Here is a 21458-nt window from a genome sequence, read left to right as displayed (position 1 = left end):
CTCCCACGAACCACCGGCGCCAGCAGCAATGGCGGCACGGGAACGGTGCCACCCGCCCCCGCCGTCTGACTGAGCGTCTTGCTCCAGCGCTATTGAGCCGTCACGCGACGCCGTTGTGTTACTTCGCCAACGCCTCACGTGCGGCGATGACCCCTTGCGCGTACGCCGGATCGATCTTGGCGAAGTGACCGATCTGACGCACGGCCACATCGTCCGGCACGCCCTGCATGGCGGCGGCAATATTGCCGAACAGGCGCGACTTCTGCGCATCGTCGAACAGATTGAACAACGCGCGCGGCTGCGAGTAGTAATCGTCGTCCTCGCGATGGTCGAAGCGATCGGCCACGGCGCCCACGGCTTGCGGGGGCTCGCGGAACGCCGGCTGCTCGGCAAACGCGCCGTAGCGATTCGGTTCGTAGTTCGGTGTGCTGCCCAGATTGCCGTCCACACGCATCGCCCCATCGCGATGGAAGCTGTTGTGGAACGGGCACTTCGGCGCATTGACCGGGATCGCGCTGTGATTCACACCCAGGCGATAGCGCTGCGTGTCGCCATACGAGAACAGACGCCCCTGCAACATGCGGTCCGGCGAGAAGCCGATGCCCGGCACGACGTTAGCCGGATTGAACGCCGCTTGCTCGACTTCGGCAAAGTAGTTCTCCGGGTTGCGATTGAGTTCCAGCACACCGACGTCGATGAGCGGGTAATCCGCATGCGGCCACACCTTCGTCAGATCGAACGGGTTGATACGATAGGTCGCAGCGTCTGCCTCAGGCATCACCTGCACCTGCATACGCCAGCGCGGGAAGTTGCCGGCCTCGATCGAGGCGAACAGATCACGCTGCGCACTCTCGCGATCGCCTGCAACCACTTCCGCCGCCTGAGCGTTCGTCAGGTTCTCGACACCTTGCATCGACTTGAAATGGAACTTCACCCAGAAGCGCTCGTTGGCGGCGTTGATGAAGCTGAACGTATGCGAACCGAAGCCGTGCTGCTGGCGATAGTTCGCCGGCAAGCCGCGATCGCTCATGAGAATCGTCACCTGATGGAGCGACTCGGGATGACGCGACCAGAAGTCCCACGCGGCCGTCGGGTTGCGCAGGTTGGTCTTCGGATCGCGTTTCTGCGTATGGATGAAGTCGGGGAACTTGAGCGGATCGCGCACGAAGAACACGGGCGTATTGTTGCCCACGAGATCCCAGTTGCCCTCGTCGGTGTAGAACTTCATCGCGAAGCCGCGCACATCGCGCTCGGCGTCGGCCGCACCGCGCTCGCCCGCCACCGTCGAGAAACGCAGGAAGACGGGCGTTTCCTTGCCAATCGCCTCGAACACACGGGCGCGGCTGAACTTCGTAATGTCATGCGTGATGGTGAGCTTGCCGAATGCGCCCGAGCCCTTCGCGTGGACACGACGCTCGGGAATGACCTCGCGGTCGAAGTGTGCGAGCTTCTCGAGGAACCACACGTCTTGCAGCAATGCCGGACCGCGGGGTCCGGCCGTCATCGTGTTCTGGTTGTCGGGCACCGGTGCACCGGCGGCGGTGGTGAGTTTTTTCGTATCTGACATGTGACGCTCTCCTGTTTCCTGATCGTGCAATCTCGCGAGACTCAAGCGCTCATGAGCGCGAAGTCGGCGAGTATTCGTTCCAGCGTGGTTTCGATGTCGTGCAAATAGGCCTTCAGTTGGGTCATCGTCGGCACCTCGAATGCGTCTTGCTGCAGGGGCAGCGATCGGCGTCTGGCAGCCCGGCATCTCGGGTGGTACCGGTTTCAAACGCGCGACACCAGATTAATTATTTTTATTAGAATCGTCGAATTAATCGTTTTTATATATGTGATAGACAAAAGCAATACGCCGCGGCACGAGGCAGCGGCGTATGGCGGTTTTGGGGGTATCGGGACGAGTGCGCCCCGGTGCGTCAGTGCGACATCAGTTCGATGTTGCGGGCAGGTCGAGCGGAATCACGCCTGGCAGATGGCACCGGGCAATGGCCTGCGCCACGGCGTCGATGGCCGGCAGACGCGTGAAGCTCTTGCGCCACGCCAGCACGACGCGACGGTCGGGCACCGGCGCCGAGAACGGCACATAGCGCAGCAAGCTGTCGGGCGCTTGCATATCGGGTACCGATGTCTTCGGCAGCACGGTGATGCCGACGCCGCTCGCGACCATATGACGAATCGTCTCGAGCGAGGAGCCCTCGAACGTCTTCTGGATGCCGTCGGCATTCTGCGAGAAGCGCATCAGTTCCGGGCACACACCCAGCACGTGATCGCGGAAGCAATGTCCGCTGCCGAGCAGCAACATCGTCTCCTGCTTCAGGTCGCCGGCGTCGATCTCCGAACGGTCGGCCCACGGATGCGAGCGCGGCAGCGCCACCACGAACGGCTCATCGTAAAGCGGACGCACCATCAGGCCGCTCTCCGGGAACGGCAGCGCCATGATCGCCGCATCGATTTCGCCCTGCTTGAGCAATTCGATGAGCTTGAGCGTGTAGTTCTCTTGCAGCATGAGCGGCATCTGCGCCGTGGTCTCGATCATCTCCTTGACGAGCGCCGGCAGCAGATACGGTCCGATCGTGTAGATCACACCAAGACGCAGCGGGCCGGCGAGCGGATCGCGGCCCTGCTTGGCAATTTCCTTGATGGCGATGGTCTGCTCGAGCACGCGCTGCGCTTGCGCCACGATCTGCTCGCCGAGCGGCGTCACGCTCACTTCTGCCGCGCCACGCTCGAAAATCTGTACGTTCAGCTCGTCTTCGAGCTTCTTGATGGCCACCGAGAGCGTCGGCTGGCTGACGAAACAGGCTTCCGCCGCGCGACCGAAATGGCGTTCACGCGCCACCGCCACGATGTACTTGAGTTCCGTGAGGGTCATGTCGTCCTAACCTGTGTAAATTAATCGAAATACCATAATCGATAGATTTTCTTTTTTATAGCACAATCGGGCGGCGATTGCCCGTTTTCGGGCGACGCGCTTGCCGTCATCCTCCCGCCCCGCCGCCGTACAGACGCCGGGCGTCACGCTTTCAGATAGTCTTCCCGCGCCCCGAGCCAGCGCTCCAGATGCGCCGCCACCGCGCCAGGATGGGACTTCAGCAGCACATCGGCCGCTTCCTGCGCCCCTGGGATCAACCAGGCGTCTTCGCTCAGATCGACAAAGCGCAGCATGGCCGCGCCGGACTGCCGCGCACCGAGAAACTCGCCCGGGCCGCGGATCTCCAGATCTCGCCGGGCAATGACAAAACCGTCAGTGGTCTCGCGCATCGTCTGCAAGCGCGCCTTCGCGCCCATCGACAGCGGCGATGCGTACATCAGCAGACAGACGGATTCCGCGGAGCCCCGCCCGACGCGTCCTCTCAACTGGTGCAATTGCGCGAGCCCGAAGCGCTCGGCGTGCTCAATCACCATCAGAGACGCGTTGGGCACGTCCACGCCCACTTCGATGACCGTGGTCGCCACCAGCAGATGCGTGTCGCCGCGCGTGAAGTCTTCCATCACGGCGGCCTTTTCCGCAGGGGAGAGTCGTCCGTGAACGAGCCCCACGCGCAGTTCGGGCAGCGCCGCCACCAATTGCGCGTGGGTATCGACGGCCGTCTGCAATTGCAGCGCTTCGCTCTCCTCGATCAGCGGGCAAACCCAGTACACCTGACGTCCGGCAAGCGCCGCCGCGCGAACACGGTCGATCACTTCGGGCCGGCGTGTGTCGCTGATCAATTTCGTGACGACCGGGCTGCGGCCCGGTGGCAACTCGTCGATCACAGAGACGTCGAGATCGGCGTAGTACGTCATGGCGAGCGTGCGCGGAATGGGCGTCGCGCTCATCATCAACTGATGCGGCATCGCGCGCTCGCCCATGCCTGCCGTCTGCATCTTGCTGCGCAGGGCCAGACGTTGCGCGACCCCGAACCGGTGTTGCTCGTCGACCACCGCCATGCCCAGTCGCGCGAACGTGACCGTGTCCTGAATGATGGCGTGCGTACCGATGACGAGTTGCGCTTCGCCGCTCGCCACACGGGCAAGGGCTTCGCGCTTTTCCTTCGCCTTCATGCTGCCCGCCAGCCACGCGACGTCGACGCCCAGTGGCACGAGCCACGCCGAGAGCTTACGCAGATGCTGTTCCGCGAGAATTTCGGTCGGCGCCATGATGGCCGCCTGGAAACCGGCGTCGATGGCCTGCGCGGCCGCCAGCGCAGCAATGATCGTCTTGCCGCTGCCCACGTCGCCCTGCAACAGACGCTGCATCGGATGCGGTTCGGCCAGATCGGCTTGGATCTCCGCCCACACACGCTGCTGCGCACCCGTCAGCCGGAACGGCAGCGCCGCTTCGAAGCGCGCGAGCAAACCGCCCGGCACGGATTTGCCAAAGGACGGCGCCGCCAGACGCCGGCGCGCCGCCTGCGCCCGCTTGAGCGAGAGTTGCTGCGCGAGCAGTTCCTCGCACTTGATGCGCAACCACGCCGGATGCGAACGCTCGATGAGCGCCGTCTCCGACACCTCGGGCGGTGGCGCATGCAGCAGACGCACGGCATCGGCCAGTGCCGGGAGCGGGTGATCGGGGCCGATGGCGTGCTGAAGCAGCCCCTGAGGCAGCAACTCCGGCAGCGGAGTACGCTCCATGGCGTTGTGAATCGCTTTACGCAGATAGGCTTGCGAGAGTCCCGCCGCGCTCGGGTACACCGGCGTGAGGGCCTCCGGCAACGGTGTCGCGGCGTCCTGCACGACGCGATACGCGGGATGCACCATCTCCAATCCGAAAAAGCCGCCACGCACTTCGCCGCGCACTCGCACGCGGGTGCCGATGGCGAGCTGTTTCTGCTGGCTGCCGTAGAAATTCAGAAAACGCAGCACGAGTTCGTGACCTTCGTCAGCGATGCGTACCACCCACTGACGGCGCGGCCGGTAAGCCACTTCGCTCGACGTGACAACGCCTTCGACCTGCGCCAGTTCGCTGGGCAGCACGTCGCCGATCTTGCGCAACGTGGTTTCGTCCTCGTAGCGCATCGGCAGATGCAGTATCAGATCGATGTCGCGCTTCAGGCCGAGCTTGGCGAGCTTGTCGGCAGTGCCGGAGCCGGCCGTCTTGCGTGCGGCCGGCTTGGCCTCTTTCGAGGCTTTGGCGGATTTGGAGGACTTCTCCGATTTGGCGGGAACCGGCGCGTCGATGCCAGTCTGCGCCTCGGCTGGCGAGGACGTACGTCGCGCGCGTTTCGCAGCGGGGCGTGGCGCGGCGTCTGCCTGTGCACCTGCGGCATCGGCAAGATCCACAAGGTCGGCAGGGGCGTCGTCAGGCGCGGTGGCGGGCATTCTGCGTTCGGTCATGCAGTCGCGAGTTCGGGGGTGTTCGCCCGTGCGGCGCACACCGTGCCGGCAGGCCTTCGGACGAACCAAGTAAAATGTCGGTTGCTACGCATTGTAAACGCTGATGTATACCCTTTCCGATTTCGATTTCGACCTGCCGCCCGATCTGATCGCACAGACCGCGCTCACCGAGCGCACGGCCAGCCGCCTGCTGGAGGTCGACGGCAGCGTCGCGCCCCCTCATCTGTACGACCGGCACTTCACCGATCTGCCCAACCTGCTAGCGCCTGGCGACCTGCTCGTGTTCAACGACACGCGCGTCATCAAGGCCCGTCTGTTCGGCCAGAAGGCGAGCGGCGGCAAGATCGAAGTGCTCGTCGAGCGCGTGATCGACGACCGGACGGCCCTCGCCCAGATTCGCGCAAGCAAAAGCCCGGCGCCCGGCACCGTGCTGCGTCTGGCCGATGCCTTCGAGGTGACGGTCGGCGAGCGCGTCGAGCCGTTCTACACACTGCATTTCCCTGACGACTGCTACACGCTGCTCGAGACCTACGGCCGCTTGCCGCTGCCGCCGTACATCGAGCACGACGCCGACGCAGCCGACGAAACACGCTACCAGACTGTCTATGCCCGCAATCCGGGCGCGGTGGCCGCGCCGACGGCCGGCCTTCACTTCGACGACGCTCTTTTCGCCCGCCTCGACGCGCTGGGCGTCCAGCGCGCCGCGCTCACGCTGCATGTCGGCGCGGGCACGTTCCAGCCGGTACGCGTGGAGAACATCGACGAGCACAAGATGCATTCGGAGTGGTACGAGATCACGCCCTCGCTGGTGGACGCCGTGGCCGCCACACGGGCGCGCGGCGGGCGCGTGATCGCGGTGGGCACGACGTCGATGCGGGCGTTGGAGTCCGCGGCACAGGCCACGCTGGCAGCCGGCGGCACGCCGGGCACCCTGCACGCCGGGAGCGCCGAGACGAACATTTTCATTACGCCAGGCTATCGTTTCCAGTTGGTCGACCGTCTCGTCACCAACTTCCATTTGCCCAAATCGACGCTGCTCATGCTCGTGTCGGCATTCTCGGGCGTTGAGACGATCCGCGCGGCCTACCGGCACGCCATCGAGCAGCGTTACCGCTTCTTCAGCTACGGCGACGCCATGATCCTCTCGCGCGTGGCGCTGCACGACGCACCGAAAGCCGCCGCCTGAAGTCGCATGGTCGTCTGATCCGCGTCCGACGGCCATGCGACCCGGTACAATGGCGTCCTGGCCGCGCATGGGGCGCTGGCCGCTTTTTTGACGTCCCGCGCGGGCGCCGGCTTGTGTTGCCGGTGGTGCCGGGGCGCACGACACATGCTCAAGTTCGAACTCATCACCACCGACGGGCAGGCCCGCCGGGGGCGCGTCACGCTCAACCACGGCGTGGTCGAGACGCCCATCTTCATGCCGGTCGGCACCTACGGTTCGGTCAAGGCGATGTCGCCGGCCGAACTCGTCGAAAACAACGCTCAGATCATCCTCGGCAACACCTTCCACCTCTGGCTGCGCCCGGGGTTGGAGACGATCGCCGCGCATGGCGGCCTGCACCGCTTCATGGGCTGGGACCGTCCGATTCTCACGGATTCCGGCGGTTTTCAGGTATTCAGCCTCGGCGAACTGCGCAAGATCAGCGAAGACGGCGTGAAATTTGCCTCGCCGGTGAATGGCGACCGCCTCTTCCTCTCGCCGGAAATCTCGATGCAGATCCAGCGCGTGCTCAATTCGGACGTCGTCATGCAGTTCGACGAATGCACGCCGTACGAGATCGACGGCCGTCCCGCCACAGAGGTCGAGGCCGGTCAGTCGATGCGCATGTCGCTGCGCTGGGCCAAGCGCTCCATCGACGAATTCAACCGCCTCGAGAACCCGAATGCGCTGTTCGGGATCGTGCAAGGCGGCATGTACGAACATTTGCGCGACGAGTCGCTCGCCGGGCTGTCCGAGCTGGACTTCCACGGATATGCGATCGGCGGGCTGTCGGTCGGCGAACCGAAGGAAGACATGATGCGCGTGCTTGAACACGTGGCGCCACGTCTGCCTGTGAACAAACCGCACTACCTGATGGGCGTGGGCACGCCGGAAGACCTCGTGGCCGGTGTGGCCGCGGGCGTGGACATGTTCGACTGCGTGATGCCCACGCGCAACGCCCGCAATGGCTGGCTCTTCACGCGGTTTGGCGATCTGAAGATCCGCAACGCCTCGCACAAGAGCGACACGCGCCCGCTGGACGAAACTTGCGGCTGTTACACCTGTCGAAACTTCTCGCGCGCCTATCTGCACCACTTGCAACGAGCCGGGGAGATTCTTGGCGCGCGGCTCAACACCATCCACAACCTGCATTACTATCTCACGCTGATGCAGGAAATCCGGGATGCCATTGAAGCCCACGCCTTCGACGCATTCGTCGCCCGGTTCCGGGCCGATCGCGCGCGCGGCGTGCAGTAAGTGGCCGGGGCCCGGCAGCGGGTACCGAATCCCCCGGGGGAACGGGGTCGGGCAGTGGTAAAATGCCGGGCTTGGATCGTGCGTCCTCGTACCGAAACACACGCCGCGCGTGTCCGGAGACCCGGCCACACGCGGCTTTTACACGTCTTACATAAGGAGAACCGAACGTGCTGATTTCCGAAGCCTTCGCTCAGACGGCTGGCGCTGCCAGTCCGACCAGCAACCTGATGAGCTTCCTGCCGCTCGTGCTGATGTTCGTGGTGTTGTACTTCATCATGATTCGTCCGCAAATGAAGCGTCAGAAAGAGACCCGCAACATGCTGGCGGCCCTCACCAAGGGCGACGAAGTCGTAACCTCGGGCGGCCTGGCCGGACGCATCTCGAAGGTCGGCGAGACCTTCGTGACCGTGGAGATCGCCGAGAACGTCGAGATCAACGTGCAGAAGGGCGCTATCACCACCCTGCTGCCGAAGGGCACCATCAAGGCGCTCTGATCCTTCGCGCATCCGTACGCGGCCGCCCTTACCGGCGGCCGCAGTGCATGGCGACGCCGATCGTGGCGATCTGCGTCGCCATGCCGGCCGGTCCGAAGCACGGTTTGCCACGAGGCATCACCCTAGCCCGCTGCTATGAATCGCTATCCTCTCTGGAAATACGTCGTCATTCTGGTGGCACTTGCCATCGGGGTGCTCTATACACTGCCGAACCTGTTCGGTGAAACACCGGCAGTACAGATTTCCAGCGTCAAGGCGACCGTCAAGGTCGATCCCTCGACGCTTTCGCGCGCCGAAGACGCGCTCAAGGCACAGAACATTGTCTATAACGGCGCCGTGTTCGACAACACGGGCGCCAACCCGAGCGTACGCATTCGCTTCGCCGATACCGACACGCAGCTTCGCGCCAAGGATCTGCTTCAGTCGTCGCTGAACACCGATCCGACCGATCCGACCTATGTCGTCGCGCTCAACCTGCTCTCGGCCTCGCCAGCGTGGCTCTCCCGAATCCACGCGCTGCCGATGTACCTCGGCCTCGACCTGCGCGGCGGGGTCCACTTCCTGCTGCAAGTCGACATGGCCGGCGCCATCACCAAGCGTCTGGATGCTGCCGCAGCCGATGCCCGGACGCTGCTGCGCGACAAGAACATCCGCCATAACGGCGTGACGCGCACGGATACCGGTATCGAAGCCGTCTTCAGCAGCCAGGACGACGCGGACCGCGCCCGCACCGCCCTCACCGATGGTTTGCCCGATCTCACCTACACCACGCAAGCCGGCCCGAACGGCACGTTCAAGGTGGTGGGTGCGTTCACGGAAGCGGCGCGCCGCGCCGTGCAGGACAACGCCGTCAAGCAGAACATCGTCACGCTGCATAACCGGGTGAACGAACTCGGTGTGTCCGAACCGGTGATTCAGCAGGAAGGCCCGGATCGCATCGTGGTGCAGTTGCCCGGCGTGCAAGACACCGCCAAGGCGAAGGACATCATCGGCCGTACGGCAACGCTCGAAGCACGTCTGGCCGACCCGGATGCGCCGCGTCTGGTGTCGGCCAACACGCCGGTGCCGCCGCAGGACGAGCTGTTCCTGCACGGCAATGGCGCACCGGTGATGCTCAAGCGTCAGGTGATCTTCAGCGGCGATCGCATCACGAGCGCTTCGGCAGGCTTCGACGATCACCAGCAGCCGTCCGTCAACATCAAGCTCGACGCCGCAGGCGGCCGTGTGTTGCGTGATGTCTCGCGCGACAACATCGGCAAGCCGATGGCCATCGTGCTGTTCGAGAAGGGCAAGGGCGAAGTGCTGACGGTGGCCAACATCCGCAGCGAACTGGGCCAGAGCTTCCAGATCACCGGCATGGGCTCGGCGCAAGGCGCCAACGATCTGGCGCTGCTGTTGCGCGCCGGTTCGCTCGCCGCCCCGATGGAGATCATCGAAGAACGCACGATCGGCCCGAGCCTCGGTGCAGATAACGTGCAAAAGGGTGTCGACTCGGTGATGTACGGCCTGATCGCCATCGCGGTGTTCATGATGCTGTACTACATGCTGTTCGGCGTCTTCTCGGTGATCGCCCTGCTGTTCAACCTGTTGCTGCTCGTCGCCGTGCTCTCGATGATGCAGGCCACGCTCACGCTGCCGGGCATTGCCGCTATCGCGCTTACGCTCGGTATGGCCATCGACGCCAACGTGCTGATCAACGAACGTATCCGTGAAGAACTGCGCGCGGGAGCGTCGGCCCAGAAGGCGATTTCGCTGGGCTTCGAGCACGCCTGGGCAACGATTCTGGACTCGAACGTGACGACACTCATCGCCGGCCTGGCGTTGCTGGCGTTCGGTTCGGGCCCGGTGCGCGCATTCGCCGTGGTGCACTGCCTGGGTATCCTGACCTCGATGTTCTCGGCCGTGTTCTTCTCGCGCGGTCTGGTCAACCTGTGGTACGGCGGCCGTCGCAAGCTCAAGACGCTGGCGATCGGTCAGGTGTGGCGCCCGGATGGTGCGACGAACGCACCCGACGCAGGCGAGCAATAACCGCAGGCGCGAGAGGAAACAGTCATGGAATTTTTCCGCATCAAGAAAGACGTGCCGTTCATGCGGCACGCCCTGATCTTCAACATCATCTCGGCGCTCACGTTCGTGGCGGCGGTGTTCTTCCTGCTCACGCGGGGCCTGCACCTGTCGATCGAGTTCACCGGCGGTACGGTCATGGAAGTGGCCTACACGCAGGCGGCCGATCTCGAGAAGATCCGTAGCGAAGTCGGCAAGCTCGGCTATCGCGACGTGCAGGTGCAGAGCTTCGGCACCTCGCGCGACGTGATGGTCCGCCTGCCGATTCAGACCGGTTCGGACGGCAAGCAGGTCACCAGCGCGCAGCAAAGCGACGCGGTGATGACCGCGCTGAAGGCCGACGCCCCCGACGTGCAGTTGCGCCGTGTGGAATTTGTCGGTCCGCAGATCGGCCACGAGTTGTTCACGGACGGTCTGCTGGCCCTGACCTTTGTGGTCGTCGGCATCATCATCTACCTGTCGTTCCGCTTCGAATGGAAATTCGCCGTCGCCGGCGTGATCGCCAACTTGCACGACGTGGTGATCATTCTGGGTTTCTTCGCGTACTTCCAGTGGGAATTCTCGCTGGCGGTGCTGGCGGGGGTGCTCGCCGTGCTCGGTTACTCGGTGAACGAGTCGGTCGTGATCTTCGACCGGATTCGCGAAACGTTCCGCAGGATGCGCAAGGCGACCGTGCAGGAAGTGATCGATCACGCCATCACGACCACCATGTCGCGTACGATCATCACGCACGCGAGCACGGAAATGATGGTGCTGTCGATGTTCTTCTTCGGCGGTCAGACGCTGCACTACTTCGCGCTTGCCCTGACCGTGGGTATTCTGTTCGGGATCTACTCGTCGGTGTTCGTGGCCGCGGCACTCGCGATGTGGCTCGGCGTGAAGCGTGAAGACCTCATCAAGCACAGCAACAACGACGAGGAAGAAGGCGTCGATCGCAACGACCCGAACTTCGGCGCACGAGTCTGACCGGCTCGCAACGCATCGTCAGTCAGAAAGGCCGTCGGCATGTCCGGCGGTTTTTTTCGCCCGTAGTTCGTCCGATGCGCCGTTGTGCGCGCGCGTTTGGTTCGGCTCGCGGCTTACATCCGAACGTGCAGCCATAGCGGGCTTACGGTAATCTCGCGGAATTCGTCAATGACAAACGTCACACCAATGAAACCGATCCGCATCTGGGACCTGCCCACACGTCTGTTCCACTGGTCATTCGTCGTGCTCGCCGTCGCCGCTTACGTCACCGCCAAGACCGGTGGCAACGCGATGGTCTACCACTTCTGGTGCGGTTACGCGGTCCTCGCGTTGTTACTCTTCCGGCTGGTGTGGGGCATCACGGGACCGCGCTATGCGCGCTTCAGCGCGTTCATCACCGGGCCGCGGGCGTTCGTCCGATCATTACGCAACGCGCCGGACACCGACGCGCGCTTCGCCGGCCACACACCGCTGGGTGGCCTGTCGGTCATCGCCATGCTGCTGTTCTTCGGCATTCAGGTCGTGCTCGGCCTGTTCTCGAACGACGACATCTTCAACGACGGCCCCCTCGTCAAATTCATCGACAAGGACACGAGCGACATGCTCACCGGCTGGCACCTGCGCAACCAATGGGTACTGGTGGCGCTGGTGGCGTTACATGTGCTTGCGATTCTCTACTATCGCATCGCGCGCAAGAAAGATCTGATCAAGCCGATGCTCGTGGGCGACAAGCGGCTCGCCGCACCGGTGCATCCGGCACGCGATGACTGGCGAGTGCGCGCGGGGGCACTGGTGCTGATCGTGCTGGCCTCGGCGCTGGTGTACCGGATCGTGCACCTGACACCGGCCGTGGCAGCGCTGCCGTCGTATTGACGGCGCCGATTGAAGGTACGTCGGCGAGAAGCGTCGCTGTCCAGTCCTAGAATTCCGGCGTGCACATGAGCGTGGCTGCCACTCGGCTCGCCGCGACCGTTGCCGGTCTCCGAAGCTAGTCAATGCGATCGCCCTCCGCGTGGCCACGACCTGTTCCTATTTGCTCAACACTCTGTGGAGCTTCTCGGTGCGCCGCGTGCCGGGTTGCAGCGACTGGAGCGGCAACTGGCTGACCTTGCCACTGTCCTCGTACCGGCGCCGCAAGAGGTAGACGGGCCGCCCCTTCGCCTCGTCGTAGATGCGTCCGACATATTCGCCGACCACGCCGATGCCGACGAGCTGAAGGCCACCCAGGAAGAGCAGCGCGCTCAGCAGCGAGGCGTAGCCGGGCACGTCGATGCCGAGCACGAGCGTGCGCCCGACAATGAACGAGCCATAGAGGAAGGCAACGAAGGCGATTGACAGGCCGATGTAGGTCCAGCAGCGCAACGGCAGCGAGCTGAAGCTCGTGATGCCTTCGAGCGCGAAATTCCACAGGCGCCAGCCGGAGAACTTGGATTGCCCCGCGCAGCGCGGCTGCCGCTCGTAGCGCAGCACGGCGGTGCGGTAGCCGACCCAGGCGAACAACCCCTTCATGAATCGGTGCCGCTCGGGCAGGCGCTTGAGCGCATCGACCACGCGCCGGTCCATGAGGCGGTAGTCGCCCACGTTCTCCGGCAACTTCACGTCCGAGAGTCGATTGTGCACACGATAGTAAAGGCCCGCCGCGACGCGCTTGGCCCACGAGTCGCAGACGCGGCTGCTGCGCTGCGCGAGCACGACTTCGGCGCCGTCACGCCATAGCTCGACCATCCGCGGGATCAACTGCGGCGGATCCTGCAAGTCGACGTCCATGGGGATCACGGCGTCGCCGCGCGCTTCGTCGATGCCGGCCGTGAGCGCGGCTTCCTTGCCGAAGTTGCGCGTGAGGTCGAGCACCCGGATGCGCGCGTCGCGGCGACGGTGCGAGATGAGGCGCCCGAGCGTGTCGTCGGTACTCCCGTCGTTCACGCACACGATCTCAAAGCGCGTGTCGGGCACCGCCTCGAGAATCGGCACGACGGTGCCGAAGAAGGCGTCGAGCGACTCGCTTTCGTTGAAGCACGGCACCACGAGGGACAGGCGCTTGATATAGATGGGTTTGCTCATGATGTTTCCCCGGAAACTTGACGCGTGGCTGCAAGCCCCCGCTCATGCACGGGCTCGGACACGAGCGCCGGTGTGGGCAGTGAGGTGTTCTTCAAAGCGGCGCCATGCCGACGCGCAAGTTTGATGGCAACGATAGCTAGGACAACCCCGGCGAGCACGTCGACGAGGTAGTGGCCGCCTTCGCTGAGCGTCGAGAGCAGTACTAGCGCGTTGAGCGGTGCAAGCACGGCGAATGCCGCCCGGCAGCGGCGCACCGCGTAGGCGAGCAGCACAGCCATGACGGCATGGAACGACGGCATCGAGATCAGGCCCTGCAAGGCCGACAGGTCGACTACGGTCAGGGTGTGGGCACGTAGCGGCGCAAAATGCGACAGCGTAGCCAGCTCGCCCGGCGAGCCCCCGAAATGGACGAAGGCACCGGCCGCAGGGATGAGTCCTGAGATCGCGATGGTCGCCAGGCACGCGCCGGTCATTGCATTGGCAAACTGGCGCAGGTCGGCGAAGCGTCCGGTGAACGACAGCAGCAGGACCACCAGCGCGATCTGCGGCATGCCACTGTCATAGGCGAGCCGCAACACGAGCGAGAGCGTGTGCGAGCCGCGCACGGTGGCGTGCCATGCTGCCCAGTCGAAGCCGAGATGCCCGTCCAGGGCGGCCAGCATCTGATCGACGAGCGGCGCGCCGGTGGCAACCACGGCGTAGTCGAGCGCGGCGGCCGCGTGCGTGAAGACGATAAGGCCGATGACGTGGCCCGCCGCGGCACCGATGCGAGCATCGGGCCGGCACCACGTGTAGACGGCCCAAAGGCACGCCAGCGCCAGGCAAGCGAGTCCCGGCATGGCGAGGCTCGCCAGCGCGACGCCCATGCCGAGCCAGCCGAGCGCCAGGGCGGCGAGTGCCACGGTGGTCAGGTTGATCCGCAGCCAGTTCATGGCGACACCGCATACATGCTGTCACCGTCACCATCGCCACCGTTGGCCAGGGGGACCATCGCGCAGGCGGAACCGGGGGGGCTATCGAGACGTAGCCTGCGCAGCGCCCCGGCCAGGGTGGCGATCGTGATGAACGGCATGAACTGGAAGCCGACGAACGAGACGACCATCACTCCCGCCAGCGACGTGAGCCAAAGCAGCACCAGCCATTCGCGCTCGCCGGTGCGCCAGCCATGCGCCTGGCCGTGCGCGCACGGCCAGGCGATCAGGATGCCGAACCATGTCCTATCGTAGTCACGGACATAGGGACTCATCGGCAACGCGGCCAAGAGCAGCGTCCAAGCGCGCCACAGCGGCGCATGCGCCATGGCGGGCTCGGCCATGATCTCGACGCAGGTCGGCGCGACCACGTTGTAGACGTTGGCGGCGTGGCCCTGCAAGGCCATCCATGCGCCGCTCCGGAACGGCAGGAAATCGAGTGCGAGGGGGTTGAGCCTGTCCGTCGTGTCGAAGTGAATGTGCGCAATCCAGCAGATGCCGACGATGACCTGGCACACGAGCGCGGCGATGGCATACAGGCGCACACACTCGAGCGTGAGCCAGTGCGCTGTCTGTGGACGCTGCTCGTTCCCCGGCGGTTGGCGCGCGTGCACGACGTCGCCCGTGTCGCTCGTCTTCATGTCGCGGTCCCCGAATCATTGTCGTGGCTGCCGCCTCGATGTTCCATCGCGATCGGGCGCGATCCCCCGGGGCGGTCTTGGTGCGCCGACTGCATAGACGCGTTGCGTGGCGGCACCTCATGCTGAGCATTGTTGGCACACCTTTTTAAAAATACAACTAGGTGTTTATCCGAAATTAATCGACTAGGTGTTTATCCGCAATCAATCGAATTTTTTCGCCAGTACTTTTCACGCGTTTCAGAAATGTTACGGATTACTTCATTTGTCGATGCAACGCTTTTTTGCCTTTGCATGCCATACCCGGCCATTGCGATCCCGAACATCTCAGCAAGGTGACAGCGACTCTCCATCAATATTCTCTGCATACCGAAAGTCGTTATCTGGCGGGACTCCGGCGAACCTATGCAGCGCGATGGGCGAAGGAAGCAGAGGCAATCTCGGCGCAGACCCTGTTAGCGAAAACCCGCAGCGTCACGTATGCCGATCAAGGGTAATCCTTTAAATCTCAAGTACGGCTTTTCCCTGACGAAAGCGGATATCCAGAATTAATTTTTAAATTAAATCGATTTACGGGATGCCTGCGGCGATACGTGGGTCGATTGAAATTGCCTGTCGCGCGGCCTGATGTTTCATTTCTGAAACGCTTTGCCGTACCCGACCGGATTGGCCGTTGCCGACGGGGATGGCTGGCACGTCCAAACCCGCATGCCCACGGCTTTTCACATGAAGCTGGCCCGCCTCTTGCTCGACCCGGGGCGTGCCGCCAAGTCACGGGGCGGACGGGTCGAGAACAACGCTGCGTCACGCGCATTCGATCCGTCCGGGCGAAACGAGGGTTTCGCATGATCGAACGGCCACACGGCTTAGCCGCTGCATCCGACAGGAGCACGGCAGGCCAACCGGGGGAATGAAATGTCGACACCACGACATTCGCGGACTAGGTACGCTGGGAACGCACGACGCAGTGCAGCAGCCAGACATGCGTTCCCAGCGCAACCTCTCCACGGCATTGCCGGTGCCGCGCGGCATCGCGCCGCGCGAGCCGGTGCCATCCCCTTCCGATTCACGTCGCCGCGCGCGCTGCGGCCAGCCCGTCTTTGCGTCGCGGCACGCCAGTGGCGCCGCCACGTCGCATCCAGAATCTGCCGCCTCCTGCGGCAGATAGCCCCTGCAATCTCATGAAGGAGTGTGTCATGCAAGCCATTCTGACTTTCGGTAAGCGTTTTTTTCGGGACGAAAGCGGTGTCACCGCGGTCGAGTACGGCCTGATCGCGGCACTGATCGCTGTGGTCATCATCACCGCCGTAACCACGGTCGGCACGCAGTTGAACTCCACGTTCAGCAAGATCGGGTCGGCTTTGACTTCGGCCAACGCCTGAGCGTGTGGTCGGTTTCACCTGGTGATGGCGGGCCGGCCTGGCCGGTTCGCTGTCGACAGGCGATGCCAGGGGCAGCGCAGTCGCGTCGCCCCGGCGACGATTCGAGGGGCCGCAGCCCTTTAGACAGTAGCTACGCGGAATGAACGGACACGAAGGAGACACAGCGATGAATGCAAGCACAGTCGCCGCACCGAACTACATCGCCATCGGCGCCGTAACGCTGGTCATCGCTGCGGCCGTGTGCGACGTACGCGCGCGCCGCATCCCGAACCGCCTGGTGCTGGCCGGCTGGCTCGCGGCATTGCCCGCGCAGTGTGCCGCGCATGGCGCGGCGGCCGGGGCACTGGCCTGGCTGGCCGGGTGGCTGACTGGATTCGCGATGCTGCTGCCGTTCTATCTGCTGCGCGGCATGGCCGCCGGCGACGTCAAGCTAATGGCCGGTGCGGGCGCCTGGCTCGGCACATCGCTGGCGTTCGACGCGGGGCTTGCGACGTTCGTGCTTGGCGGCATCGGCAGCGTGGCCCTTGCCATGTACCGGGGCCGGACACGCGACCTGCTGGCGAGCGCCTGCGCCGTCGTGCGCGGTCAGGCATGGCAGGTCCCGCATGCCGGCGGCGCCGACGGGGCGAGTGCATCGGCCGCTGAGTCGAGTGCTACAGCGGCCGACACCGCGGCCGTCCGCAGCCCGATCGGCGCCCTGCCGTACGGCGTGGCCATCGCGCTCGGCACGATCGGCGTGTTGTTCGCGCAGGCCTGACTTCGGACGCTCGTTCTCATATTCATTCACACCATTGCGCTCACACGGGGAACTGACCATGACAAGTAGGCAAACGGACTCGGCAAGCGTGGCGGCCACTACGCCGTGGAACCACGGCGCCAGCCACGTGGGTGACGGCGCCGGCGTGCAGTCGATTCGCTCGGTCGCCGACACCGGGATCCCGCTGGCGCTGCTCGTCGACCTGGTCGGCAAGGCGAGCCTGCAGCGCGGCTCGATCTGCATGCTCGACCTGATGGGGGTGCTCAGACTGCCGCTCAGCGTGCTCGACGAGGTCGTAGCGTTCGCGGTGCGCGAGCGCCTGATGGAAATCACGCGTCGCGGCGCGCTCGACGCCGACGTGTCTCTGCGCCTGACCGACGCCGGCACGGCCCGTGCGCGAGAGTCTATGGCGCGCTGCAGCTACGCGGGGCCCGCCCCGGTCACGCTGGAAGATTACGTACAGGCCGTGCACGCGGTGTCCGTGCAGCACCAGCATGTCAACCACGCTTTCGTGAAGGACATTTTTCGCGACACCACACTCGACACCCGCCTGCTCGACGAGGTCGCCTCGTCGCTCAACGCCGGGCGTCCGCTCATGCTGTTCGGCCCGGCAGGCAGCGGCAAGACCTATCTGGCCGAGCGCCTCGGACTGCTGCTCGAAGGCCTCGTGCCAGTGCCGTTCGCGGTCTGCGTCGACAGCGAGATCATCCAGGTGTTCGACCCGCTGATCCACGAGGCGCTCGAGGGCGAGTCGCTGGCCGCCGTGTGCGTCGGCATGAACGGACGCCCGGTCACTCGTCAAGGCGCTCATCAAAACGTCCTTGACACCACGCGTGCGCGCGCCAGGGTCGATGCGGCGGGGACCCCCAGCGTGCGCGACCGCCGCTGGCAGTGGTGCAAGCGCCCAGTCGTGGTCTCCGGCGGCGAACTCACGCTCGACATGCTCGAAGTGTCGTTCGACGCGGCCGCCGGTTTCTATCAGGCGCCGCCGCACCTGAAGGCCAACGGCGGCATCTACATCATCGACGACTTCGGCCGCCAGTTGGCGTCGCCGCAGGCGCTGGCCAACCGCTGGATCATGCCGCTCGATCGCAACGTCGACGTCTACACGCTGCATACCGGGCGGCGCTTTACCGTGCCGTTCGACGTCTGGACCGTGTTCTCGTCGAATCTCAACCCCTGGGAGGCCTGCGACGAAGCGTTCCTGCGCCGCCTGGGCTGCAAGCTCTTCGTCGGCCCGGTGGACGTTGCCGCATACCGCCGCATCTTCGATGCGGAATGCCATCGCTTCGGGATGTCGGCCGAAGTGGATGCCTTCGCCCACCTGGCGTCCACGCTGCACGGCCTGTCGACCACGCCGCTCATGGCTTGCTATCCGCGCGACCTGCTGGCGCTGGTCGATGCCGAATGCCGCTACAAGGATTATCCGAAGGTTGTCACGGCCGACCGGCTCGACGAGGCGTGGCGGCGCTATTTCGACATGACTCACCGCCCCGCGCACGCCGGCACTCCGCCGGAACCGGCCCTGCGCCCGGGCACCGAAGACGCGGCCCACGCCAAACCATTCGATCGTCACTGAGGAGCACATCATGAAAAACCCGAAGGCAATCTCGATGCTGCTGGTGGCCGTGTTGGCCGGACTGGCGTCGGTGGTCTTTGCCGCGCAATGGCTCTCGCGCCAGTCCTCGGCCTCGGTGACTACCGTGGTCGTGGCCGCCAACGACGTCAACCTGGGCCAGCCGCTGACCACCGAATTCGTGAAGGTGGTCAACTGGCCTGCCGACAGCATTCCTCCCGGCGCGTTTGCCGACGCGCAGCTCCTCCAGGGCCGCGTGGCGCGCGTGGGGCTGCAGCGCGGCGAGCCAATCCTCGAGTCGAAGCTCGCGCCGCAAGGCACCAAAGGTGGGCTGTCGGCCGTCATCGGCGAAGGCAAGCGCGCGATCACGGTACGCGTGAACGACGTCGTCGGCGTGGCGGGCTTTGCCTTGCCGGGCAACTACGTCGACGTGATCGTCAATACAACAGATGCCGAGAAGAAGAGCGCGGAGCAGAGCATCTCGAAGATCGTGCTCGAGAAGATCCTCGTGCTCGCCGTGGCTCAACAGGTCAGTCGGGACGACACTCAGCCGAAAGTCGTCAACGCGGTGACGCTCGAGGTCACGCCCGAGCAGGCCGAGAAACTAGACCTCGCACGCAGTGTGGGCACGCTCTCGCTCGTGCTGCGCAACCAGGTCGACGGCGCACAGTTCGCCACGCTCGGCGCCACCAAGAACACGCTGCTCAACGCGCCGGCGGCCCCAGTACCGGTACCTGTCAAGCCGGCCGTCAAGAGCGTTGTGGTGCGCAAGCCCGCGCCGCATGTGGCGGCACGCCAGGGGGATTGCGTTGGCGTGTTGACCGGCGCGCACGGCGGCGTCGAGTGCTTCTAAGCACATCGCACGAAGCGAACGACAACAAGGACACGACAGCAAGTCGTCGATGAGACGCCGCGAGGGGGTTGCGCAGCAGCCAGGCCTCGCGGCCGGAACGAACAGGATCAGCCGGGGAAATGCCATGAATAGGACACGTCAATCGAGTAGAACTCACGCCTTCACGCTGGCCGCGCTGGCCGTGGCCGCCTGCGGCATGCTGGCAGCGACGGCGCCGGCCGGGGCGCAGACCGCCGTCGAATACGGTGCTGTCGCCAATGGCGCGCCGGGCAAGCCGGGCGCTGCGGCCGCGAGGGGCAGCGCACCGATGCAGATGACCATCAGCATGACGCCATCCGCGCCGCCAGCCAACGCCGCTGCGGCGTCCGCGCCGGGCAGTGTGCGCGGACCGAACTGCACGGGCGAGTTGCGCAACGAGCGCACGGTCGTCGTGCCGATCGGCAAGTCCACCGTGCTGCAGCTTGAAGAGCCCGTGCGCAACCGCACCCTGGGCGATCCGTCAGTGGCGCAGGCCGCCATGGTCTCGCCACGCGCCATGTACCTGCTCGGCCTGTCGGTGGGCACCACCAATATGATCGTGCAGGGCCGCAGCGGCGCTTGCGAGATCGTGAACGTAGTGGTCAACGGCGACGCCGGCGGCGTGCAGGCCTCTCTTGCGCAACTCATGCCCGAGGAGCGCAGTATTCGCGTGACGAGTGCGGGCGCCAACCTCGTTCTGGCCGGGCGGGTATCGAGCGCGATAGCCGCGCAGCAGGCCGTGGAGATCGCCAAAGCGTACGCCAAGCGCGGCAATGCCGACGGCACGGTGCTCAACATGATGTCGGTCGACACCCCGCAGCAGGTCATGCTCGAGGTCAAGGTCGCCGAAGTGTCCAAGACACTCATCAACCAGCTCGGCTCGGCCCTGAACCTGCAGGGCGGCTTCGGCACATGGACCGGCGCCCTGGTCAGCAACCTGCTCTCGGGCGCGGCCACGGCGCTGACGGCGTCCAAGGCGAACCGGCTGCCGCTGCAGTTCGCGCTCGACGCGCAGAAGACAGACAACCTCGTGAAAATCCTCGCCGAGCCGAACCTCGTCACGCTCTCGGGGCAGGAAGCGAGCTTCCTGTCGGGCGGCAAGATCTTCATCCCGGTGCCGCAATCCAATGGCTCGACCACAGTCATCACGCTGCAGCAGGAGGAGTTCGGCGTTGCGCTCAAGTTCCTGCCAACCGTGCTCGACGGCGGACGCATCAATCTGCGCGTCGCGCCCGAGGTCTCGGAACTCTCGCCCACCGGTGTCACGCTCACGGCGACCAACATCAACGGCGTGAACATCCTGCCGCTGATCACCACGCGGCGCGCCTCGACCACGGTGCAGATGCGAGACGGCGAGACTTTTGCCATCGGCGGCCTAGTCAAGAACAACATCTCCGGCGCGCTCAAGGCGTTCCCGGGCCTGGGCGAAGTGCCGGTGCTCGGCACACTCATGCGCAGTACGTCGTTCCAGAACGACCTGACGGAGCTTGTGTTCATCATCACCCCGCACCTTGTCAAGCCGCTGCAGACGGCCGCCTCGGAGCTGCCGATGCCGACCGACAGCTTCACAACGCCCAGCGCCATCGACATCTACGCCACGGGCAACATGGAAGGCCGCGGCCAGAAGTCTGCGCCGTCAGCCCCCAACGCACCTGCGCCGCAGCCCGCCGCAGCACCCGGCCCGCAACCGGCGCGCCCCTCATCGTCGGCGCCGTCGAGCACGCCCAACCCGGCCAACGCGCCAACGTCGTCGACCGGTGCCGCAGCAAGTACACCTGCTGCGACGGCGCCAGCACCGGCAGCGCTCCGCGCGGTGCGTACTGAAGCGCACACCCAAGCGCCGTCCTTGCCCGTGTTCGCCGATGCGGGCTCGCCCTATCTCCATTGACTCTCGTGTT

17 protein-coding genes are annotated in these 21458 nt (G+C 64.8%); 11 read left to right on the top strand and 6 right to left on the bottom strand.

What is annotated here, in order from left to right; translation table 11 throughout:
- Positions 1 to 118 precede the first annotated feature (118 nt).
- From PHO31112_RS22840 to recG, 3 genes are all read right to left on the bottom strand, one after another.
- Positions 119 to 1567 (bottom strand): catalase, encoded by a 1449-nt coding sequence (locus PHO31112_RS22840; protein WP_150623389.1) that lies wholly within the window; start codon positions 1565 to 1567, stop codon positions 119 to 121.
- 363 nt (positions 1568 to 1930) lie between these two features.
- On the bottom strand, positions 1931 to 2875 hold the full coding sequence (locus PHO31112_RS22835) for a LysR substrate-binding domain-containing protein (protein ID WP_150623387.1): 945 nt from the start codon (positions 2873 to 2875) through the stop codon (positions 1931 to 1933).
- Between the two features lie 143 nt (positions 2876 to 3018).
- Positions 3019 to 5319, bottom strand: coding sequence for an ATP-dependent DNA helicase RecG (recG, locus tag PHO31112_RS22830; RefSeq protein WP_150623385.1), 2301 nt, complete (start codon positions 5317 to 5319; stop codon positions 3019 to 3021).
- Between the two features lie 103 nt (positions 5320 to 5422).
- Here recG and queA point away from each other — a divergent pair, with 103 nt between their 5' ends.
- The 6 genes from queA (at position 5423) to PHO31112_RS22800 (ending at position 12177) form a co-directional block, all read left to right on the top strand.
- A complete protein-coding gene (queA, locus tag PHO31112_RS22825) occupies positions 5423 to 6505 on the top strand; it encodes a tRNA preQ1(34) S-adenosylmethionine ribosyltransferase-isomerase QueA (protein WP_150623383.1) in 1083 nt (360 codons plus the stop codon).
- A 144-nt stretch (positions 6506 to 6649) separates the two neighbouring features.
- The gene (gene tgt, locus PHO31112_RS22820; RefSeq protein WP_150623380.1) at positions 6650 to 7780 is read left to right on the top strand and encodes a tRNA guanosine(34) transglycosylase Tgt; all 1131 of its coding nucleotides are present in this window, start codon (positions 6650 to 6652) and stop codon (positions 7778 to 7780) included.
- Between the two features lie 227 nt (positions 7781 to 8007).
- On the top strand, positions 8008 to 8274 hold the full coding sequence (yajC, locus tag PHO31112_RS22815) for a preprotein translocase subunit YajC (protein ID WP_237165309.1): 267 nt from the start codon (positions 8008 to 8010) through the stop codon (positions 8272 to 8274).
- Between the two features lie 135 nt (positions 8275 to 8409).
- Positions 8410 to 10302: a protein translocase subunit SecD gene (secD, locus tag PHO31112_RS22810; RefSeq protein ID WP_150623378.1), complete on the top strand. Its 1893-nt coding sequence runs from the start codon at positions 8410 to 8412 to the stop codon at positions 10300 to 10302.
- A 24-nt stretch (positions 10303 to 10326) separates the two neighbouring features.
- Positions 10327 to 11304, top strand: a complete 978-nt coding sequence (gene secF, locus PHO31112_RS22805) for a protein translocase subunit SecF (protein WP_150623376.1) — start codon at positions 10327 to 10329, stop codon at positions 11302 to 11304.
- Between the two features lie 168 nt (positions 11305 to 11472).
- Complete coding sequence (locus PHO31112_RS22800; RefSeq protein ID WP_217427064.1) at positions 11473 to 12177, top strand: cytochrome b/b6 domain-containing protein; 705 nt, start codon at positions 11473 to 11475, stop codon at positions 12175 to 12177.
- Positions 12178 to 12333: 156 nt separating this feature from the next.
- Here the strand turns inward: PHO31112_RS22800 and PHO31112_RS22795 are convergent, their stop codons facing one another.
- Genes PHO31112_RS22795 through PHO31112_RS22785 form a run of 3 tightly spaced genes read right to left on the bottom strand, consistent with a single transcriptional unit; the run spans position 12334 to position 14977 of the window.
- A complete protein-coding gene (locus tag PHO31112_RS22795) occupies positions 12334 to 13365 on the bottom strand; it encodes a glycosyltransferase family 2 protein (RefSeq protein ID WP_150623374.1) in 1032 nt (343 codons plus the stop codon).
- A complete protein-coding gene (locus tag PHO31112_RS22790) occupies positions 13362 to 14297 on the bottom strand; it encodes a phosphatase PAP2 family protein (protein ID WP_150623372.1) in 936 nt (311 codons plus the stop codon). The genes PHO31112_RS22795 and PHO31112_RS22790 overlap by 4 nt, the downstream gene beginning before the upstream one ends.
- Positions 14294 to 14977, bottom strand: coding sequence for a hypothetical protein (locus tag PHO31112_RS22785; RefSeq protein ID WP_150623370.1), 684 nt, complete (start codon positions 14975 to 14977; stop codon positions 14294 to 14296). Before PHO31112_RS22785 ends, PHO31112_RS22790 begins: the two co-directional genes overlap by 4 nt.
- 1193 nt (positions 14978 to 16170) lie before the next feature.
- On the opposite strand from PHO31112_RS22785, the gene PHO31112_RS22780 reads away from it, so the two are divergent.
- The 5 genes from PHO31112_RS22780 to PHO31112_RS22760 all read left to right on the top strand — a co-directional run bounded on the left by PHO31112_RS22780 (position 16171) and on the right by PHO31112_RS22760 (position 21448).
- Entirely contained in the window at positions 16171 to 16356 is a 186-nt protein-coding gene (locus PHO31112_RS22780; protein ID WP_150623368.1) for a Flp family type IVb pilin, read from the top strand.
- 166 nt (positions 16357 to 16522) lie between these two features.
- Positions 16523 to 17113 carry an A24 family peptidase gene (locus PHO31112_RS22775; protein ID WP_150623367.1) on the top strand — a complete coding sequence of 197 codons (591 nt, stop codon included), beginning with the start codon at positions 16523 to 16525 and terminating at the stop codon, positions 17111 to 17113.
- A 58-nt stretch (positions 17114 to 17171) separates the two neighbouring features.
- Positions 17172 to 18692, top strand: coding sequence for an ATP-binding protein (locus tag PHO31112_RS22770; protein ID WP_150623365.1), 1521 nt, complete (start codon positions 17172 to 17174; stop codon positions 18690 to 18692).
- A 10-nt stretch (positions 18693 to 18702) separates the two neighbouring features.
- Positions 18703 to 19542 (top strand): Flp pilus assembly protein CpaB, encoded by an 840-nt coding sequence (gene cpaB, locus PHO31112_RS22765; protein WP_150623363.1) that lies wholly within the window; start codon positions 18703 to 18705, stop codon positions 19540 to 19542.
- Positions 19543 to 19666: 124 nt separating this feature from the next.
- Positions 19667 to 21448 carry a type II and III secretion system protein family protein gene (locus tag PHO31112_RS22760; RefSeq protein ID WP_150623362.1) on the top strand — a complete coding sequence of 594 codons (1782 nt, stop codon included), beginning with the start codon at positions 19667 to 19669 and terminating at the stop codon, positions 21446 to 21448.
- The last annotated feature ends 10 nt before the right edge of the window (positions 21449 to 21458 follow it).

Source organism: Pandoraea horticolens, from assembly GCF_902459555.1.
GTDB lineage: Bacteria > Pseudomonadota > Gammaproteobacteria > Burkholderiales > Burkholderiaceae > Pandoraea > Pandoraea horticolens.
Note: the sequence above shows the minus strand (reverse complement) of the source record. Positions and strands in the feature narration are given on the sequence as shown.

Bases quoted from the DNA above. Each gene is read 5' to 3' on its own strand.
- queA (WP_150623383.1), top strand. From the start codon at position 5,423: ATGTATACCCTTTCCGATTTCGATTTCGACCTGCCGCCCGATCTGATC.
- PHO31112_RS22835 (WP_150623387.1), bottom strand. From the start codon at position 2,875: ATGACCCTCACGGAACTCAAGTACATCGTGGCGGTGGCGCGTGAACGC.
- PHO31112_RS22840 (WP_150623389.1), bottom strand. From the start codon at position 1,567: ATGTCAGATACGAAAAAACTCACCACCGCCGCCGGTGCACCGGTGCCC.
- yajC (WP_237165309.1), top strand. From the start codon at position 8,008: ATGAGCTTCCTGCCGCTCGTGCTGATGTTCGTGGTGTTGTACTTCATC.
- PHO31112_RS22790 (WP_150623372.1), bottom strand. From the start codon at position 14,297: ATGAACTGGCTGCGGATCAACCTGACCACCGTGGCACTCGCCGCCCTG.
- PHO31112_RS22800 (WP_217427064.1), top strand. From the start codon at position 11,473: ATGACAAACGTCACACCAATGAAACCGATCCGCATCTGGGACCTGCCC.
- PHO31112_RS22795 (WP_150623374.1), bottom strand. From the start codon at position 13,365: ATGAGCAAACCCATCTATATCAAGCGCCTGTCCCTCGTGGTGCCGTGC.
- PHO31112_RS22760 (WP_150623362.1), top strand. From the start codon at position 19,667: ATGAATAGGACACGTCAATCGAGTAGAACTCACGCCTTCACGCTGGCC.
- recG (WP_150623385.1), bottom strand. From the start codon at position 5,319: ATGACCGAACGCAGAATGCCCGCCACCGCGCCTGACGACGCCCCTGCC.
- PHO31112_RS22775 (WP_150623367.1), top strand. From the start codon at position 16,523: ATGAATGCAAGCACAGTCGCCGCACCGAACTACATCGCCATCGGCGCC.
- secF (WP_150623376.1), top strand. From the start codon at position 10,327: ATGGAATTTTTCCGCATCAAGAAAGACGTGCCGTTCATGCGGCACGCC.
- tgt (WP_150623380.1), top strand. From the start codon at position 6,650: ATGCTCAAGTTCGAACTCATCACCACCGACGGGCAGGCCCGCCGGGGG.
- cpaB (WP_150623363.1), top strand. From the start codon at position 18,703: ATGAAAAACCCGAAGGCAATCTCGATGCTGCTGGTGGCCGTGTTGGCC.
- PHO31112_RS22780 (WP_150623368.1), top strand. From the start codon at position 16,171: ATGCAAGCCATTCTGACTTTCGGTAAGCGTTTTTTTCGGGACGAAAGC.
- secD (WP_150623378.1), top strand. From the start codon at position 8,410: ATGAATCGCTATCCTCTCTGGAAATACGTCGTCATTCTGGTGGCACTT.
- PHO31112_RS22770 (WP_150623365.1), top strand. From the start codon at position 17,172: ATGACAAGTAGGCAAACGGACTCGGCAAGCGTGGCGGCCACTACGCCG.
- PHO31112_RS22785 (WP_150623370.1), bottom strand. From the start codon at position 14,977: ATGAAGACGAGCGACACGGGCGACGTCGTGCACGCGCGCCAACCGCCG.